At 62.8% G+C, this 13407-nt stretch carries 16 protein-coding genes; 13 read left to right on the top strand and 3 right to left on the bottom strand.

Annotation, left to right across the window (positions count from 1 at the left end; all coding sequences use genetic code 11):
• Positions 1-172: 172 nt before the first annotated feature.
• The gene (locus QTJ18_RS17595) at positions 173-1429 is read left to right on the top strand and encodes an MFS transporter (protein ID WP_252752725.1); all 1257 of its coding nucleotides are present in this window, start codon (positions 173-175) and stop codon (positions 1427-1429) included.
• Between the two features lie 170 nt (positions 1430-1599).
• Positions 1600-2421: an MBL fold metallo-hydrolase gene (locus tag QTJ18_RS17590; RefSeq protein ID WP_252752726.1), complete on the top strand. Its 822-nt coding sequence runs from the start codon at positions 1600-1602 to the stop codon at positions 2419-2421.
• A gap of 140 nt (positions 2422-2561) precedes the next feature.
• Here the strand turns inward: QTJ18_RS17590 and QTJ18_RS17585 are convergent, their stop codons facing one another.
• A complete protein-coding gene (locus tag QTJ18_RS17585; RefSeq protein WP_252752727.1) occupies positions 2562-3065 on the bottom strand; it encodes a pyridoxamine 5'-phosphate oxidase family protein in 504 nt (167 codons plus the stop codon).
• A 159-nt stretch (positions 3066-3224) separates the two neighbouring features.
• Here QTJ18_RS17585 and QTJ18_RS17580 point away from each other — a divergent pair, with 159 nt between their 5' ends.
• The 3 genes from QTJ18_RS17580 to QTJ18_RS17570 all read left to right on the top strand — a co-directional run bounded on the left by QTJ18_RS17580 (position 3225) and on the right by QTJ18_RS17570 (position 5893).
• The gene (locus QTJ18_RS17580; RefSeq protein ID WP_252752728.1) at positions 3225-3971 is read left to right on the top strand and encodes a YebC/PmpR family DNA-binding transcriptional regulator; all 747 of its coding nucleotides are present in this window, start codon (positions 3225-3227) and stop codon (positions 3969-3971) included.
• Positions 3972-4352: 381 nt separating this feature from the next.
• Complete coding sequence (locus tag QTJ18_RS17575) at positions 4353-5096, top strand: sulfite exporter TauE/SafE family protein (protein WP_252752729.1); 744 nt, start codon at positions 4353-4355, stop codon at positions 5094-5096.
• Positions 5097-5257: 161 nt separating this feature from the next.
• Entirely contained in the window at positions 5258-5893 is a 636-nt protein-coding gene (locus QTJ18_RS17570) for a hypothetical protein (protein WP_252752730.1), read from the top strand.
• Positions 5894-6013: 120 nt separating this feature from the next.
• Here QTJ18_RS17570 and QTJ18_RS17565 read toward each other — a convergent pair whose 3' ends face one another.
• Together QTJ18_RS17565 and QTJ18_RS17560 are read right to left on the bottom strand one after the other, a co-directional pair.
• Positions 6014-7012 carry an LLM class flavin-dependent oxidoreductase gene (locus tag QTJ18_RS17565; protein WP_252752731.1) on the bottom strand — a complete coding sequence of 333 codons (999 nt, stop codon included), beginning with the start codon at positions 7010-7012 and terminating at the stop codon, positions 6014-6016.
• Positions 7013-7190: 178 nt separating this feature from the next.
• On the bottom strand, positions 7191-8492 hold the full coding sequence (locus QTJ18_RS17560; RefSeq protein WP_252752732.1) for a hypothetical protein: 1302 nt from the start codon (positions 8490-8492) through the stop codon (positions 7191-7193).
• 190 nt (positions 8493-8682) lie between these two features.
• Between QTJ18_RS17560 and ruvC the strand changes: the two genes are divergently transcribed.
• The 8 genes from ruvC (at position 8683) to ybgC (ending at position 13274) form a co-directional block, all read left to right on the top strand.
• Positions 8683-9195, top strand: a complete 513-nt coding sequence (ruvC, locus tag QTJ18_RS17555) for a crossover junction endodeoxyribonuclease RuvC (RefSeq protein ID WP_252752733.1) — start codon at positions 8683-8685, stop codon at positions 9193-9195.
• Between the two features lie 288 nt (positions 9196-9483).
• The gene (ruvA, locus tag QTJ18_RS17550) at positions 9484-10101 is read left to right on the top strand and encodes a Holliday junction branch migration protein RuvA (protein ID WP_252752734.1); all 618 of its coding nucleotides are present in this window, start codon (positions 9484-9486) and stop codon (positions 10099-10101) included.
• 57 nt (positions 10102-10158) lie between these two features.
• A complete protein-coding gene (locus QTJ18_RS17545; protein WP_252752735.1) occupies positions 10159-10419 on the top strand; it encodes an AbrB/MazE/SpoVT family DNA-binding domain-containing protein in 261 nt (86 codons plus the stop codon).
• Positions 10416-10814 (top strand): type II toxin-antitoxin system VapC family toxin, encoded by a 399-nt coding sequence (locus QTJ18_RS17540; RefSeq protein ID WP_252752736.1) that lies wholly within the window; start codon positions 10416-10418, stop codon positions 10812-10814. The genes QTJ18_RS17545 and QTJ18_RS17540 overlap by 4 nt, the downstream gene beginning before the upstream one ends.
• Positions 10811-11851, top strand: coding sequence for a Holliday junction branch migration DNA helicase RuvB (gene ruvB / locus QTJ18_RS17535; RefSeq protein ID WP_252752737.1), 1041 nt, complete (start codon positions 10811-10813; stop codon positions 11849-11851). The genes QTJ18_RS17540 and ruvB overlap by 4 nt, the downstream gene beginning before the upstream one ends.
• A gap of 48 nt (positions 11852-11899) precedes the next feature.
• Positions 11900-12430 (top strand): NUDIX hydrolase, encoded by a 531-nt coding sequence (locus QTJ18_RS17530; protein WP_252752738.1) that lies wholly within the window; start codon positions 11900-11902, stop codon positions 12428-12430.
• Positions 12431-12476: 46 nt separating this feature from the next.
• A complete protein-coding gene (locus QTJ18_RS17525; RefSeq protein ID WP_252752739.1) occupies positions 12477-12695 on the top strand; it encodes a hypervirulence associated TUDOR domain-containing protein in 219 nt (72 codons plus the stop codon).
• A 114-nt stretch (positions 12696-12809) separates the two neighbouring features.
• Positions 12810-13274 carry a tol-pal system-associated acyl-CoA thioesterase gene (gene ybgC / locus QTJ18_RS17520; protein ID WP_252752740.1) on the top strand — a complete coding sequence of 155 codons (465 nt, stop codon included), beginning with the start codon at positions 12810-12812 and terminating at the stop codon, positions 13272-13274.
• Positions 13275-13407 lie beyond the last annotated feature (133 nt).

Below are 13407 nucleotides of genomic sequence, written 5' to 3'. Positions count from 1 at the left end.
GGGATGAGATTCGAAACCATCAATCTTGCCTGTCGCATGATGGCGACAAAGGCAGGGCCGGCTTGTCCTTGGGCTGCATATCGTCTTGGCCGTCTGTTCGGCACAGCGCGATTCACCTCTTTCACTCCTGTCTCCCCGGGACGCCTCGCCCGGAGCGCAAACGGTCTTACTCATGCCTCGCAATATCCTGCCCGTTCTCAGTCTTCTCCTCGGCACGCTGTTTCTCTTTCTCGGCAATGGTCTGCAGGGTCTGCTCCTGCCGGTGCGCGGAACGCTGGAAGGCTATTCGAACGAGGTCCTGGGCCTTCTGGGCACCACCTGGGCAACCGGTTTCGTGGTCGGCTGCTTCGCCGCGCCGGTGCTGGTTCGCCGGATCGGCCATGTCCGCGCCTTTTCCGGCTTCGGCGCCGTCATCTGCCTCAACGTGCTATTGACCGGCATCGTCGTGCATGATGGGGCCTGGCTGGTGCTGCGGGCGGTGACCGGCTTCTGCACCGCCGGCACGTCGATGATCATCGAAAGCTGGCTGAACGAGCGCGCGACCAATGAGAGCCGCGGCGCGATCTTTTCCTTCTATATCTCGATCACGCTCCTCGGCGTCGTCGGCGGCCAGTTGCTGGTCGGCGTCATCGATGTCTCGACGCCGATCCTGTTCATGATCTGCGGCATTCTGTATTGCGTCTCCATCCTGCCGACGACGCTCTCCACGGCGGCGTCCCCACAACCGCTGAAGCGGGTCAGTCTCGATCTCGCCGGGCTCTACCGCAATTCGCCCGTCTCCTTCATCGGCATCCTGATGATCGGCACCGCCAATGGCGCCTATGGCACGCTGGTCGCCGTCTTCGCGGCGCAGGCCGGCATGCATCAGGCGACGATCGCCGTGATGGTGTCGATCACCATCTTTGCCGGTGCCATCATGCAGTTTCCGGCCGGCCGGCTCTCCGACCGGATGGACCGGCGCTATGTGCTGGCGACGCTTTCGGCTTTGTCGGCGCTGGCGGCCGTGCTCCTGGTCGTGCTTCAGCCCTTGAACGTCTATGTGATCATCACGCTCGTCGCCATCTATGGAGCGACGGCCAATGCGCTCTATCCGATCGCCGTCGCGCATGCCAACGACTTCGCGGCGCCGGAGGACTTCGTCAAGGTATCGGGCGGCCTCCTGCTGCTGTTCGGCATTGGAACAATCATCGGCCCCACGCTGGGCGGGCCGGTCATGACCTATTTCGGTCCGTATGCGCTGTTTGCCGTCACCGCCGTCGCCCATCTGTGCGTCGTCGTGCACGCCATCCTGCGCAGCCGCGTGCGCCCCGCCGTTCCGACCGCCGACAAGGATAACTACACGACGGCACCGACGGCCACGGCGCCGCTCGCCACGCCCGAAAGCCTGATGCTGGATCCCCGCGCGCCGGCGGAGGGCGAGGCCCGCTAGAGCCCGCCTTTCGACAAGACGCCCGACGGGCGTCTAGCCCGTTGCAATGACAAGAGGCGGGCGTCTAGCCCGTTGCAATGACAAGAATGTGAGAGGTTCTTCCGGACTTGCCGCTGGACGCGCCTGTCCTGCTGCCCCATCCTTTGTCGCACGAGAGGCAAGGGAGTGGCATGATGCTGCGGATTGTCGCATTTGCTGTGGTTTCAGCGCTCTGGTCGGCCGGGTCTGCATGGGCGCAATCGGCTCAGATGCCGGTCAGCCAATGTCAGGCCATTGCCGAGGCCATTCCGCACGTCACCTTTGCCAGCCTCAGGCCGGTGCAACCGGTGCAGAGCCAGATGAAGGAGGATGTGGTCATCACCTTTGTCGGGCATTCGACCTACCAGATCGAATCGCCGGAGGGTGTGGTGATTGCCACGGATTATTCCGGCGTCCATCGGCCGCCGCTGTCGCCCGACGTGGTGACCATGAACAAGGCGCATTCAACCCATTTCACCCTCAGTCCCGATGCCGGGATCGCGCATGTCCTTCCCGGCTGGAGCGATACGCCGGGGCAGAAGGCCGCGCATAACCTCATGGTCAAGGACGCCTATATCCGCAATGTCACCACCGATATCCGGTCCTATGGCGGTTTCGAGGAGAATGGCAATTCGATCTTCATCTTCGAGATTGCCGGCCTGTGCATCGGCCATCTGGGCCATCTGCATCACGAACTGACGGATGATCATTATACCGAGATCGGCCGGCTGGACGTGCTGATGGTGCCAACGGACGGGGGGCTGACCATGGGGGCCGACAGCATGAGCCGCGTCGTGCAGCGGTTGCGCTCGGCGCTCATCCTGCCCATGCATCGCGGCGGCGCGCCGCTCGACCGCTTCATCGCCATGTTCGACAGCCGGTTCGACGTGGTCTACGGGCGCGAGGATGCCATGACGGTCTCGATCCGCAGCCTGCCGCGCAAGCCGCGGATCGTGGTTCCGCCGGGTCTGTGATCGCATCGCGTCCGGCCGTGCCGGCCCACGGGTTCGGCCGAAGGGGTGCCGGCCGAGGGACGCGGGCGATCGTTGCCGGGTCGCAGTCAGTCCATCAATGGGCGCTGACGGCGACGGCATCTGGCCCTTGAAAGCCGGTATCAGGCAAAGGTGAGGTGCTGCTTGATGCCGACATCCGGCATCTTTTCCTCGTTCAGATTCGCCTTGGCGATTTCCCAGCCGAATTTCAGGCTGCTGTCCGTCGATGCCCAGATTTCGGCATCATCCACATGCAGGGCCAGAAGCGTCAGATGCGGATCGTCCTTGCCGTGTTCGTACCAGGCGGCCGTGACGGCGCTCCAGTATTCGTCGATCTTGGACTGGTCCTTGCGAACCTCGATGACGCCGGCCAGGCAGGCATGATAATCGTGATCCTTGCCGACGACGCAGAAATGCGCCCGGGTGCCGGGGCGGATGGCCTTGACGAGATCGGTGTCGTTGCGGGTGAAGAACCAGACCGTATTGGTCCTGGGGTCGGCATGCGGTGCCATCGGCTGCATATGCATGCTTGAGCCCTCGATACCGAGCATTCCGGCGTGAATGGAATCGATTTCCTTCCACAGCTGGCGCGCAGGGGCTTCGCGTGCTTCCGTCAGACTTACCATTGCCAATCCTTTCCTGAGAGCGGTCGGCAGAAAAACGCCCACCCTGTGGCTTTGTTCCGCCGGGGCCCGGTCGCGTATGCCTGCAGGTTTTTTCTTGAACGCCCGGTGTTTCGTGCCTATAAGCCCGCCATTCCGGACATTATGCGATGAAGGGGTGCCATGGCTGGCCATTCACAGTTCAAGAACATCATGCACCGCAAGGGCCGCCAGGATGCGGTGCGATCCAAGATGTTCTCCAAGCTCGCTCGCGAAATCACCGTTGCCGCCAAGACCGGCATGGCCGACCCGGCAATGAACCCGCGCCTGCGCCTGGCCATTCAGAATGCCAAGGCCCAGTCGATGCCGAAGGACAATATCGACCGCGCCGTCAAGAAGGCGGCCGGCGGCGATGCCGAAAGCTATGACGAGGTTCGCTACGAGGGCTATGGTCCGGGCGGCGTTGCGGTCATCGTGGAAGCGCTGAGCGACAACCGCAATCGTACGGCCTCCAATGTCCGTTCGATCTTCACCAAGGCGGGCGGCGCGCTGGGCGAGACCGGCTCGGTTTCCTTCTCCTTCGATCATGTGGGCGAAATCGTCTACAAGGCCTCCGCCGGCTCCGCCGATGCGGTGATGGAAGCGGCCATCGAAGCCGGTGCCGACGATGTCTCCTCCGACGAGGAGAGCCACGTCATCATTTGCGCCTTCGAGAGCATTGGCGAGGTGGCGAAGGCGCTGGAGGCGACGCTGGGCGAGGCCGAGACCGTCAAGGCGATCTGGAAGCCGCAGAACACCGTTCCCGTCGACGAGGAAAAGGCCCAGTCTCTGATGAAGCTGATCGACAGCCTGGAAGACGATGACGACGTGCAGAATGTCTATTCGAATTTCGAAGTGTCGGACGAAGTCATGGCGAAATTGTCCGCCTGACCGGGCGATCGCCTCCGTTTCCGCTGATCAATGTTTTTCGCGCCGGCTCTTGAATAAAGAGCCGGCCGTTTCGTTTTGGCGCCGGGCGTTAGATTGGATTACCTTCCTGAACGAAACGGTTTCGGCTAGAGCCTCGGGTGGCAAATCTGAAGCAGTCTGCGGCGGTGGAATTCCGTCAAGATCGTGGCGAAAACCACGCCGCCCGCAGGGTTGCCCGAAACCGGCCGTCCGCTTTGTCGAAGGTCCTGGATGTATGCTAAAGGCAACATCACGTGGTCTTCTCCGCGTGGAACGGACCGGTTCATGACAACAGAATTGCCTCAGGTTTACCGCGCGAGGCTCTAGCTTTGGATCCCGCTTCGTCACAGGAACAAATCGGCCATGTCAGATTTCTTCACGCCGGACTTCTTCACCTTCATGGCCATCGGCTTCCTCGCCCAGCTCATCGATGGGGCGCTCGGCATGGCCTTTGGCGTGCTGTGCACCACGGCGCTCCTTTCGGTCGGCGTGCCGCCTGCCGTGGCCAGCGCCATGACACATGTGACGGAATGTTTCACCACGGCCGCCTCCGGCCTGTCGCATGCCTATCACCGCAATGTGGATTGGCGCCTGGTTGCCCGGCTGGCGCCGGCCGGCATGCTGGGCGGGGCGGTGGGCGCCTATCTCCTGTCGAGCATTGACGGCTCGGTCATCTCGCCTTTCATCTCGGTCTATCTGATCGTCATCGGGCTCTACATCCTCTACAAGGCCTTCCGTCCAAGCTGGCCGCGCGACGTGCGGGACTGGATCATTCCCTATGTCGGCGGCTTTGGCGGGCTCATGGACGCGATCGGCGGAGGCGGTTGGGGTCCGGTCGTGACGAGCACGCTTCTGGGGCGCGGCCATGACGCCAAGCGGGTGATCGGCTCCACCAATTTCACCGAATTCGCGGTCACCTCGGTGATTTCGCTGACCTTCATCCTGACGCTCGGCTTCACCCAGTTGAGTTCGGCCGCCGGCCTCATCCTCGGCGGCGTTCTGGCGGCGCCGGTCGGTGCCATCGTCGTCAAGCATCTGCCGGTCCGGCCGCTGATGATCGCCGTCTCCCTGCTCATCGTCCTGACGGCATTGATCCGCCTCCTGTGACCCGGGCGGGTCCGGAAAATGCCGCCGTGCCGGCTTCCTGACGGCCGGCCTCGGCGGCTCAAGCCTCGGACAGGCCTGCGGTGCCAGCTTGTCCCTGCATTTGAGCCGTCGATGACCGATTTGCGTCGTGCCTCGACCTTTTTACCCGTCAGGAGATACGCATGGTTTCCGCATTAACTTCCACACGCCTGTGGTCCATGCAGGCCACGCTACGCATCATGAAGGCCGAAGATGAAGCCGCGAAAAGCGGCAAGTCTGGCGCGGGTTCCGCCGCCGGCCTGCTGGAGCATATGGGACGAAAATCCGACTCCGATCACAAGGAGGACGATAGCCATTCCACCTATGATGTTTCGAAACTGCGAAAGAACCACAGGGCCGAAGCCGGCAAGGACAGCACGAAGAAGGATGGTGTGCCGGAATTCGGCAGCGAGGCCTTCATGAAGGCCTTGAAGGAGAAGCTCGAAGCTTTGAAGGAATCGCCTGCCACCCGTGGCCAGGCGGAGGCCATGCTGGCCGCGCTCAAGGAGGGCAAGCTGAACGTGACGGATTCGGCCGGGGGCCAGAAGGTTCAAGCCTGGGATCCGGCTGCCAAGGACGCCGAGGCCAAGAAGGCCACCGCGACCGACAAGCAGGAATGGAGCGCTTTTCTGCGCAGCCATCTGACGCGCGAGGCGTCCGGCAAATTTGCCCTCAACAAGGATGGCAGCTATACGGACGCGCCAAGCGGCAACAACGCCTTCTTCGGCATGGTGGGCGACAAATATCTATACCTGAACTGGCCGAAGGCGACGGGCTGAGCCAGGCCGTCTGTCGGCCTCAAGAAGGGCCTTGAGAAGGACCTTTGAGAAGGGGCTTGAGAAGGGCTTTGAGAAGGATTGCCGGCCTGCTGGGCAAGCATGCCGGCAGTTCATCGGGCATTACCCCTGCTTCTGCATCAGGGGAAGCGAGGCGAAGAGTTCCACCGAGGTCAGCCGCGCCTCGATGTCGTGGATCGGCATGGAGATGATAAGCTCATCGGCGCCGGTCTGCTCGACAAAGCCCGCCAGCGTTTTGGAAACGGTCTGCGGAGAGCCGACGGCGGCATAGCGCAGCGTATGCTCCACCGTCATGCGCTCCATCTCCGTCCAGAAGCCGTCCATGGACTTGACCGGCCTCGGGAATCGGCCGCGGACATTGCGCCGCAGATTGACGAATTGCTGCTGCGCGGAGGTGAAATGATATTGCGCCTCTTCATCCGTCGGCGCGGCAACCCCCATCAGACCGGCCATCACGTAAGGCCGATCGAGTGTTTCGGACGGCTGGAACCGCTCGCGATAGATGGCGATCGCATCGAGCAGCATGTCGGGCGCGAAATGCGATGCGAAGGCATAGGGAAGGCCAAGGGCGGCGGCCAGATGGGCGCTGTAGATGCTGGAGCCCAGAAGCCAGATCGGGACATTGGAATCCATGCCGGGCACTGCCAGGATCGGCTGATCCTCCTGCTGTGGTCCGAGCAATCGCTGCAGTTCCAGGATATCCTGCGGGAAACTGTCGGCACCGGCCTCCAGATTGCGGCGCAGGGCGCGGGCGGTGCGCATATCGGTTCCGGGCGCGCGGCCGAGACCTAGATCGATGCGGCCGGGAAACAGCGCGTCCAGCGTGCCGAACTGTTCGGCAATCACCAGCGGGGAATGGTTTGGCAGCATGACGCCGCCGGAGCCGACGCGGATGCGCTTGGTGCCGGCAGCAACGTGACCGATGACCACCGCGGTGGCGGCGCTGGCAATGCCGGCCATGCCGTGATGCTCGGCAAGCCAGAGGCGCCGATAGCCTTCATCCTCGGCCTTCTGGGCCAGGCGGCGGGAGTGATCGAGGGCGGCGGAGGTGTCGGACCCCTCGGGGATCGGGGAGAGGTCGAGAATGGAAAAGGGGATCATCACGGGACTCTACATGGCAGTTTCGGGCAAATCTGTTTTCTGCCATGTAGGAAGTTCTGGGCCAAAACGAAGGGCTGCCGGCGAGATCGGGGGCTGAACCGGATTTTCGCCGCCGGGGCGGACCGGCAGGCCCGAGCCGTCAGCGCGGGCCATTGCCTGGCTCGCGCCTCGGGATCGATCAGGTAATGCACCTCAAGCTCGGCTTGTCGCCGTTCAGCCGGTTGCCGTCACGGTCCGGCGCCGAGAGATGAAAGGTCGAGAGCCGGGTTTCGAGCGAGCCGGCCTCGCTGATGATGCGGATCATCGAGCCCTCGGTGGACTGGACGATATCGAGGGCGCGGGTCAGCACGTGGTCGGTCTCCGTCGCCGCCAGATGCGCCAGCGAAAGCCGCTGGGTCTCCAGATCGACATTGCGCGCCAGCCGTTCGGCCGGTTCGATGAGGTCCGCCAGCGCCTTGTCGGTGTGCCCCGCCATCCGTTCCAGGCGCTGCGTCGCCCGCTGGCCTTCGGCCAGGAGAAGATCCGTCTCGCGGCATTGCCGCAGGATCTGTTCGGTGGTCTTGACGGCCTTGTCGGCAAGCGCCCTGGCCATCGGCACGCCCGTGGAAGGAATGGGCGCCTCGGAAGGGGTGGGCGCCGCGGTCAAGGCGCTGTGCAGCGCCTCGGCCTCGATGGCAAGATCGCCGACGGCATGGGCCAGCCGCGTCAATTCATCCAGGCTGTGGCTGGAGGCCTCAAGCGCGGCGCCGGCGGTGGCGGCAAGATCGGGCATGTCGGCGCCATGCATGCGGGCCTCCTGCGCCTGGCGCACGATGAAGCGGGCGTCATCGTGGCGGCGATGGGCCGAGCGGTGCAGAACATCGGTCGCACTCATCGCCTTGGCGGCGGTCGGAAGGCAGTTGCGGATGCGCTCGGCAATAATGGCAAGATCACCCTGGCTGGCGCGGGCGCGCTCCTTCATCTCGGCATTGTTTTCCCGCACCGCGTAAAGGTTGATGTTGAGCATGGCCGACAGCCGGTTGACGCGCATGCGCAGGCTTTCCAGCGGCTCGGGCAGGCTGTCGCCGATCTGGCAGTTCAAATCGCCATTGGACAGGCGCCGGACGGCTTCGCCGATGGCATGAACATGAATGGTCGACAGGTCCGGCTCCGCAATGCGGGGCTCCTCCCGGCGAACGAGCGCGCGGGCCAGGACGCCCAGATCATCGCTGCGCTGAAGATGGCAGGCATCCAGGTGAACCTTGCCGGTTCCTGCCGCAAGCGTTTGCCGCGCCATGTGGTTCAGGGGCGTTCGCACCCCGCGGATAAACACGATGCAGGCGCCGATGGCGGCAAGTGCCGCCACGATGCTGAAGCCCAGTATGCCACGCGAGGATCCACCTGCCATAATGGCCATGAGGATGATTGTCGCGAGATTGACCGCAAGCAGGAAAAGACCTGTTTCGACCGACCTGGTCTTCAAGCGGGTGAACATCATCATGATGACCTCCAGTCTTGGTTCTGGGGTGGGTATGTAGTGCGATTCGCCCAATGGGTCGCGCCGAACCCCCGCTCCAGGGCCTGTTCGCTCCGACAGAATTAATGTTTGGTTAACGTATGAGTGATTTTGTTTCGTTTTTGTTCACATCGGTTCTGGTCGAACCACGGCATCGCAGGATAGGTTCTACAGCATGAACACACCGATTCGGATCATCGGGATCGATCCCGGACTGCGGCGCACCGGCTGGGGTATCATCGATACGCTGGGCAATAGCCTGCATTTCGTCGCATCCGGAACCGTCACCTCCGATGGAGACCTGGATCTGGCCTCGCGGCTCTGCCAGCTGCATGACGGGCTGGCGGAGGTGGTGCACAGCTATACCCCCCATCAGGCGGCGGTCGAACAGACCTTCGTCAACAAGGATGCGGTGGCGACCCTGAAACTCGGACAGGCGCGGGGCGTCGTCATGCTGGTTCCGGCGCGGGCCGGGATCCCGGTTGCCGAATATGCGCCCAATGCCGTCAAGAAGGCGGTGATCGGCGTCGGACACGGCGAAAAGCAGCAGATCCACATGATGCTGAAGATCCTGATGCCCAAGGTCGAATTCAAGGGCAATGACGCCGCCGACGCATTGGCGATCGCCATCTGCCACGCGCATAACCAGGGCGGCCAGCGCATGCGCCAGGTACTGGCCTCAGCCTGATGTTCTTGACTTGTTCCCGTGCTGCCGATAATTTTCACGGCAAGGAGATTAGGACGATGCGTGGCATGTTTATCCACGCGCTGGCGGGCCCGCATGCTGCCGGCACCGGACATGGCCAGCACCGGACATGGCCAGCACCGGACATGGCCAGACCGGACATGGCCAGCAGTGAAAATGCCAGCAGCGGACATGTAATCCTCATGCGGGACCCGAAAGGGTGCCGCTCCTATCGTCTGACATGCCGCCTATCTCGCCTGAACCCCATCCCCTCCAACCTGGACCCTCTCCATGATCGGCAAACTCAAAGGCACTATCGAAGAGATCGGTGAGGATCACGTGCTGGTGGACGTGCACGGGGTCTGCTACGTCGCCCATTGTTCGTCCCGAACGCTTGCGCGGCTTGGTTCGGTGGGGGAGGCGGTGGTTCTCTTCATCGAGACCTATGTGCGGGAAGACCAGCTGAAACTCTTCGGCTTCATGAGCGGCCTGGAACGCGAATGGTTCAATCTGTTGCAAAGCGTTCAAGGTGTCGGCTCCAAGGTGGCGCTTGCGGTCCTGTCGACGCTGACGCCCGGAGAACTCGCCAATGCGATCGCATTGCAGGATCGCGCCGCCGTATCGCGCGCGCCGGGTGTGGGGCCGAAGGTCGCCGTGCGCATCATGACCGAGCTGAAGAACCGCGCGCCGGCCTTTGCCGGCGAGGCGATGCCGAATATCGGGCTGAAGCAGGAGTTGGGCGAGGGGATTGCCGCAGCGCCGGTTGCCGATGCCGTGTCTGCGCTCTGCAATCTCGGCTATTCGCGGGATCAGGCCGCCAATGCCGTGGCCGCGGCCATGAAAACGGCCGGCGAGGGGGCCGACAGCGCCAAGCTGATCCGGCTGGGGCTGAAGGAGCTCTCGCGGTGATGTCCTTGCGCATCGGTAATTTCCTTACTAGACTCGAAAAGTAAGGAGGTGCCTGCAATGAATGTTTTCTATGGAACGATGACCTCCAAGGGACAGACAACCGTGCCCGCCGAGATCCGGGACTTGCTGAAGCTGAAGCCGGGTGACAGGATCCGCTATGTTGTTCAGGACGGCAAAGTAAGCCTCAAGGCGAAGAACAAGAGCCTGAGCGATCTGGCCGGCATCTTGCACCGGCCAGGTATGGCCTCCCTTGGCCTCGAGGACATAGACGATGCCATAGGCGAAGCGGTCTCCGAGCATGTGATGCGGCGCGAATGATCGGGATCGACACCAATATCCTTCTGCGGCTGGTCTGTCAGGATGACGATACGCAGTCCAGGCTCGCCACCGAATGGGTGAGGCGCCTGACGCCGGAGGAGCCGGGCTTCATCAATGGTGCGGTCCTGCTCGAATTCATCTGGACCGCGCGCCGGCGTCTCAAGATGTCGCGGGAGGAGCTGAAGTTGATCCTGTCAGGGCTTCTTGATTCCGACAATCTTGTCATGGAAGACGAAAACGTGATCGAACTGGCCCTCGACGAAATGGAACGTTCGACCGAGGAGTTCGCCGATATTTATATCGCTCTCAAGAACCGGGAGCTAGGATGCCGGACCACCATGACGCTGGATAAGAAAGCCGCGGAGCGTGTCCCCGGCATGGAATTGCTCGCATGACCTTACCCAATCCCATTCTCTCGCCGGAAAAGAAGGGCGAAGATCTGGACGCGGCGCTGCGGCCGCAGACGCTGGACGAGTTTACCGGCCAGGCGGAGGCGCGCGCCAATCTCAAGGTCTTCATCGAGGCGGCGAAAGGGCGCGGCGAGGCACTGGATCATGTTCTCTTCGTCGGGCCGCCCGGACTTGGCAAGACGACGCTGGCCCAGATCATGGCCAAGGAACTCGGCGTCAATTTCCGCTCGACCTCGGGGCCGGTGATCGCCAAGGCCGGCGATCTGGCCGCGCTCCTGACACAGCTCGAGGAGCGTGACGTGCTCTTCATCGACGAGATCCACCGCCTCAACCCGGCGGTCGAGGAAATCCTCTATCCGGCCATGGAGGATTTCCAGCTCGATCTCATCATCGGCGAAGGGCCGGCGGCCCGTTCGGTCAAGATCGACCTGTCGAAATTCACCCTGGTCGCGGCCACCACCCGCCTTGGCCTTCTGACGACGCCGCTGCGCGACCGTTTCGGCATTCCGGTCCGCCTCAATTTCTACACGGTGGAAGAGCTCGACCTTATCGTGCGCCGCGGCGCGCGGCTGATGGGCCTCGGCATGACGGAGGAGGGTGCGCGGGAAATCGCGAGGCGCGCCCGTGGCACGCCGCGCATTGCCGGGCGGCTGCTGCGCCGGGTGCGCGACTTTGCCGAGGTGGCGCGGGCGCCGGCCGTGACGAAGGAGATTGCCGACGAGGCGCTGACCCGCCTGCATGTGGACCATGCCGGGCTCGACCAGCTGGACAAGCGCTATCTCAGCATGATCGCGGTCAATTTCGGCGGCGGCCCGGTGGGGATCGAGACCATTGCAGCCGGTCTTTCGGAGCCGCGCGATGCGATCGAGGATATCATCGAGCCCTACATGATCCAGCAGGGCTTCATCCAGCGCACGCCGCGCGGCCGGGTGCTGACGGCGACGGCATGGAAACATCTTGGGCTGCAGCCGCCAAAGGAGCTGGAGGCGGCGCAATTTCGCCTGTTCAACGGGGATGAGTGACGCCTCGTCCTCGTGCCTCCCGGCAAATCGAAAGACGAGAACACGCTGATGGGAACCCGTATCCGCATCAAGACCAAGCGCCGGCGGACATTCCAGATGCGGATTGCCGGCCTCGGTTTTCGCCATGGCCATGTCCTGGTGCATCGCGCCACCCACGAAGCCTTCTGGACCTTTCCCGGCGGCGGGGCGGAGATCGGCGAGACATCGCAAGAGACGCTGGATCGGGAAATGATGGAGGAGCTCGGCGTTACGGTCGAGGTCGGCCGGCTCCTCTGGATGGTGGAGAATTTCTTCCACTATGAAGGGCGCGACTGGCACGAGCTCGGCCTTTATTACCTGATGCAGCTGCCGGATAGCTTTCCCTTTGCGCCGCAGGGCATCATCCACACGGTGCAGGACGGCGACAGCGAGCTGGAATTCAAATGGGTGGCGGCGACGCGGCAAGCGCTCACCGCGCTCGACATCCCACCCTATTTCATTGCCGCGGAGATCGAGAACCTGCCTGATCTGCCGCGTCACCTCGTCTGGGACGATCGCGACCTCGACGGCAAGCCGCCGATCCGGACGGAACCCGCTTAGCCTCCTGTCGTTGTCCGATCGAGACGCACGAGCGAGGAGAAAGCGCATGACCAAGGTGAAAAAGGGCGACGAAGTGACCTGGAGCTGGGGCCGCGGCGAGGGGGAGGGCAAGGTCGCCGAGACCTTCACCCATGACGTGACCCGCAAGATCAAGGGCAAGGAGATCAAGCGCAAGGCCGACAGCAAGGAGCCCGCTTATCTGATCAAGCAAGAGGATGGCGATCGGGTGCTGAAAAGCGCGTCGGAAGTGCACAAGAAGGGATAGCCGGGGCATTTTTCTTTCCGCAGCCGGCAAGGCTTGCAACGCTTGCAGCCGCCAGTATGACAGGAGCGTTGATTGAACTACTAGCGCAGCTGTCATCAGGTGAGAATGCAAGCCATGTCGGAACATCCCGTCCTCTTGTCCGGTGAACTCGTCGATGGCGGTCACCGGCTCGTTCAGCGCGTCTATTACGAAGACACCGATTTCTCCGGTCTCGTCTATCACGCCCGCTACCTGCATTTTCTGGAACGCGGCCGGACCGATTATCTGCGCTGCCTCGGCTGCGAACAGAGCGCGCTTCTGGGCGTCGACGAGGAGGGACTGGTCTTCGTCGTGCATCGCATGGAGATCGATTTCAAGGCGCCGGCCCGTATGGACGACATCCTGACGATCGTGACGAGAACGGAAAAGGCCGGCGGCGCGAAGATGATCCTGGTGCAGGAGATCCGCCGGGGCGAGACGCGCCTGATTGCGGCACGCGTGATCATCGCCGTCATCAACCGGCACGGACGGCCGCGCCGCCTGCCGGAGAGCATCGCTTCGTCCTTCCTGACCGATCAGGTCAGAGACGGGTCCGGCTGATATCGCCCGCGGCGCTGCACTGTCCTTCGGCTCGGCACAGTCGGACGATGACTGTGGCGCATCTCACCAAGTCCCGCGCGAAGGCGTGATGGGTCTTTGCGCGCAAAGCAGCGGCCGAAGTTTCAACTCTGCA

The organism is Rhizobium sp. SSA_523 (assembly GCF_030435705.1).
Lineage (GTDB): Bacteria > Pseudomonadota > Alphaproteobacteria > Rhizobiales > Rhizobiaceae > Neorhizobium.
Note: the sequence above shows the minus strand (reverse complement) of the source record. Positions and strands in the feature narration are given on the sequence as shown.

Excerpts from the sequence above, each read along its gene's own strand:
- QTJ18_RS17595 (WP_252752725.1), top strand. The coding sequence starts at position 173 with ATGCCTCGCAATATCCTGCCCGTTCTCAGTCTTCTCCTCGGCACGCTG.
- QTJ18_RS17590 (WP_252752726.1), top strand. The coding sequence starts at position 1,600 with ATGATGCTGCGGATTGTCGCATTTGCTGTGGTTTCAGCGCTCTGGTCG.
- QTJ18_RS17585 (WP_252752727.1), bottom strand. The coding sequence starts at position 3,065 with ATGGTAAGTCTGACGGAAGCACGCGAAGCCCCTGCGCGCCAGCTGTGG.
- QTJ18_RS17580 (WP_252752728.1), top strand. The coding sequence starts at position 3,225 with ATGGCTGGCCATTCACAGTTCAAGAACATCATGCACCGCAAGGGCCGC.
- QTJ18_RS17575 (WP_252752729.1), top strand. The coding sequence starts at position 4,353 with ATGTCAGATTTCTTCACGCCGGACTTCTTCACCTTCATGGCCATCGGC.
- QTJ18_RS17570 (WP_252752730.1), top strand. The coding sequence starts at position 5,258 with ATGGTTTCCGCATTAACTTCCACACGCCTGTGGTCCATGCAGGCCACG.
- QTJ18_RS17565 (WP_252752731.1), bottom strand. The coding sequence starts at position 7,012 with ATGATCCCCTTTTCCATTCTCGACCTCTCCCCGATCCCCGAGGGGTCC.
- QTJ18_RS17560 (WP_252752732.1), bottom strand. The coding sequence starts at position 8,492 with ATGATGATGTTCACCCGCTTGAAGACCAGGTCGGTCGAAACAGGTCTT.
- ruvC (WP_252752733.1), top strand. The coding sequence starts at position 8,683 with ATGAACACACCGATTCGGATCATCGGGATCGATCCCGGACTGCGGCGC.
- ruvA (WP_252752734.1), top strand. The coding sequence starts at position 9,484 with ATGATCGGCAAACTCAAAGGCACTATCGAAGAGATCGGTGAGGATCAC.
- QTJ18_RS17545 (WP_252752735.1), top strand. The coding sequence starts at position 10,159 with ATGAATGTTTTCTATGGAACGATGACCTCCAAGGGACAGACAACCGTG.
- QTJ18_RS17540 (WP_252752736.1), top strand. The coding sequence starts at position 10,416 with ATGATCGGGATCGACACCAATATCCTTCTGCGGCTGGTCTGTCAGGAT.
- ruvB (WP_252752737.1), top strand. The coding sequence starts at position 10,811 with ATGACCTTACCCAATCCCATTCTCTCGCCGGAAAAGAAGGGCGAAGAT.
- QTJ18_RS17530 (WP_252752738.1), top strand. The coding sequence starts at position 11,900 with ATGGGAACCCGTATCCGCATCAAGACCAAGCGCCGGCGGACATTCCAG.
- QTJ18_RS17525 (WP_252752739.1), top strand. The coding sequence starts at position 12,477 with ATGACCAAGGTGAAAAAGGGCGACGAAGTGACCTGGAGCTGGGGCCGC.
- ybgC (WP_252752740.1), top strand. The coding sequence starts at position 12,810 with ATGTCGGAACATCCCGTCCTCTTGTCCGGTGAACTCGTCGATGGCGGT.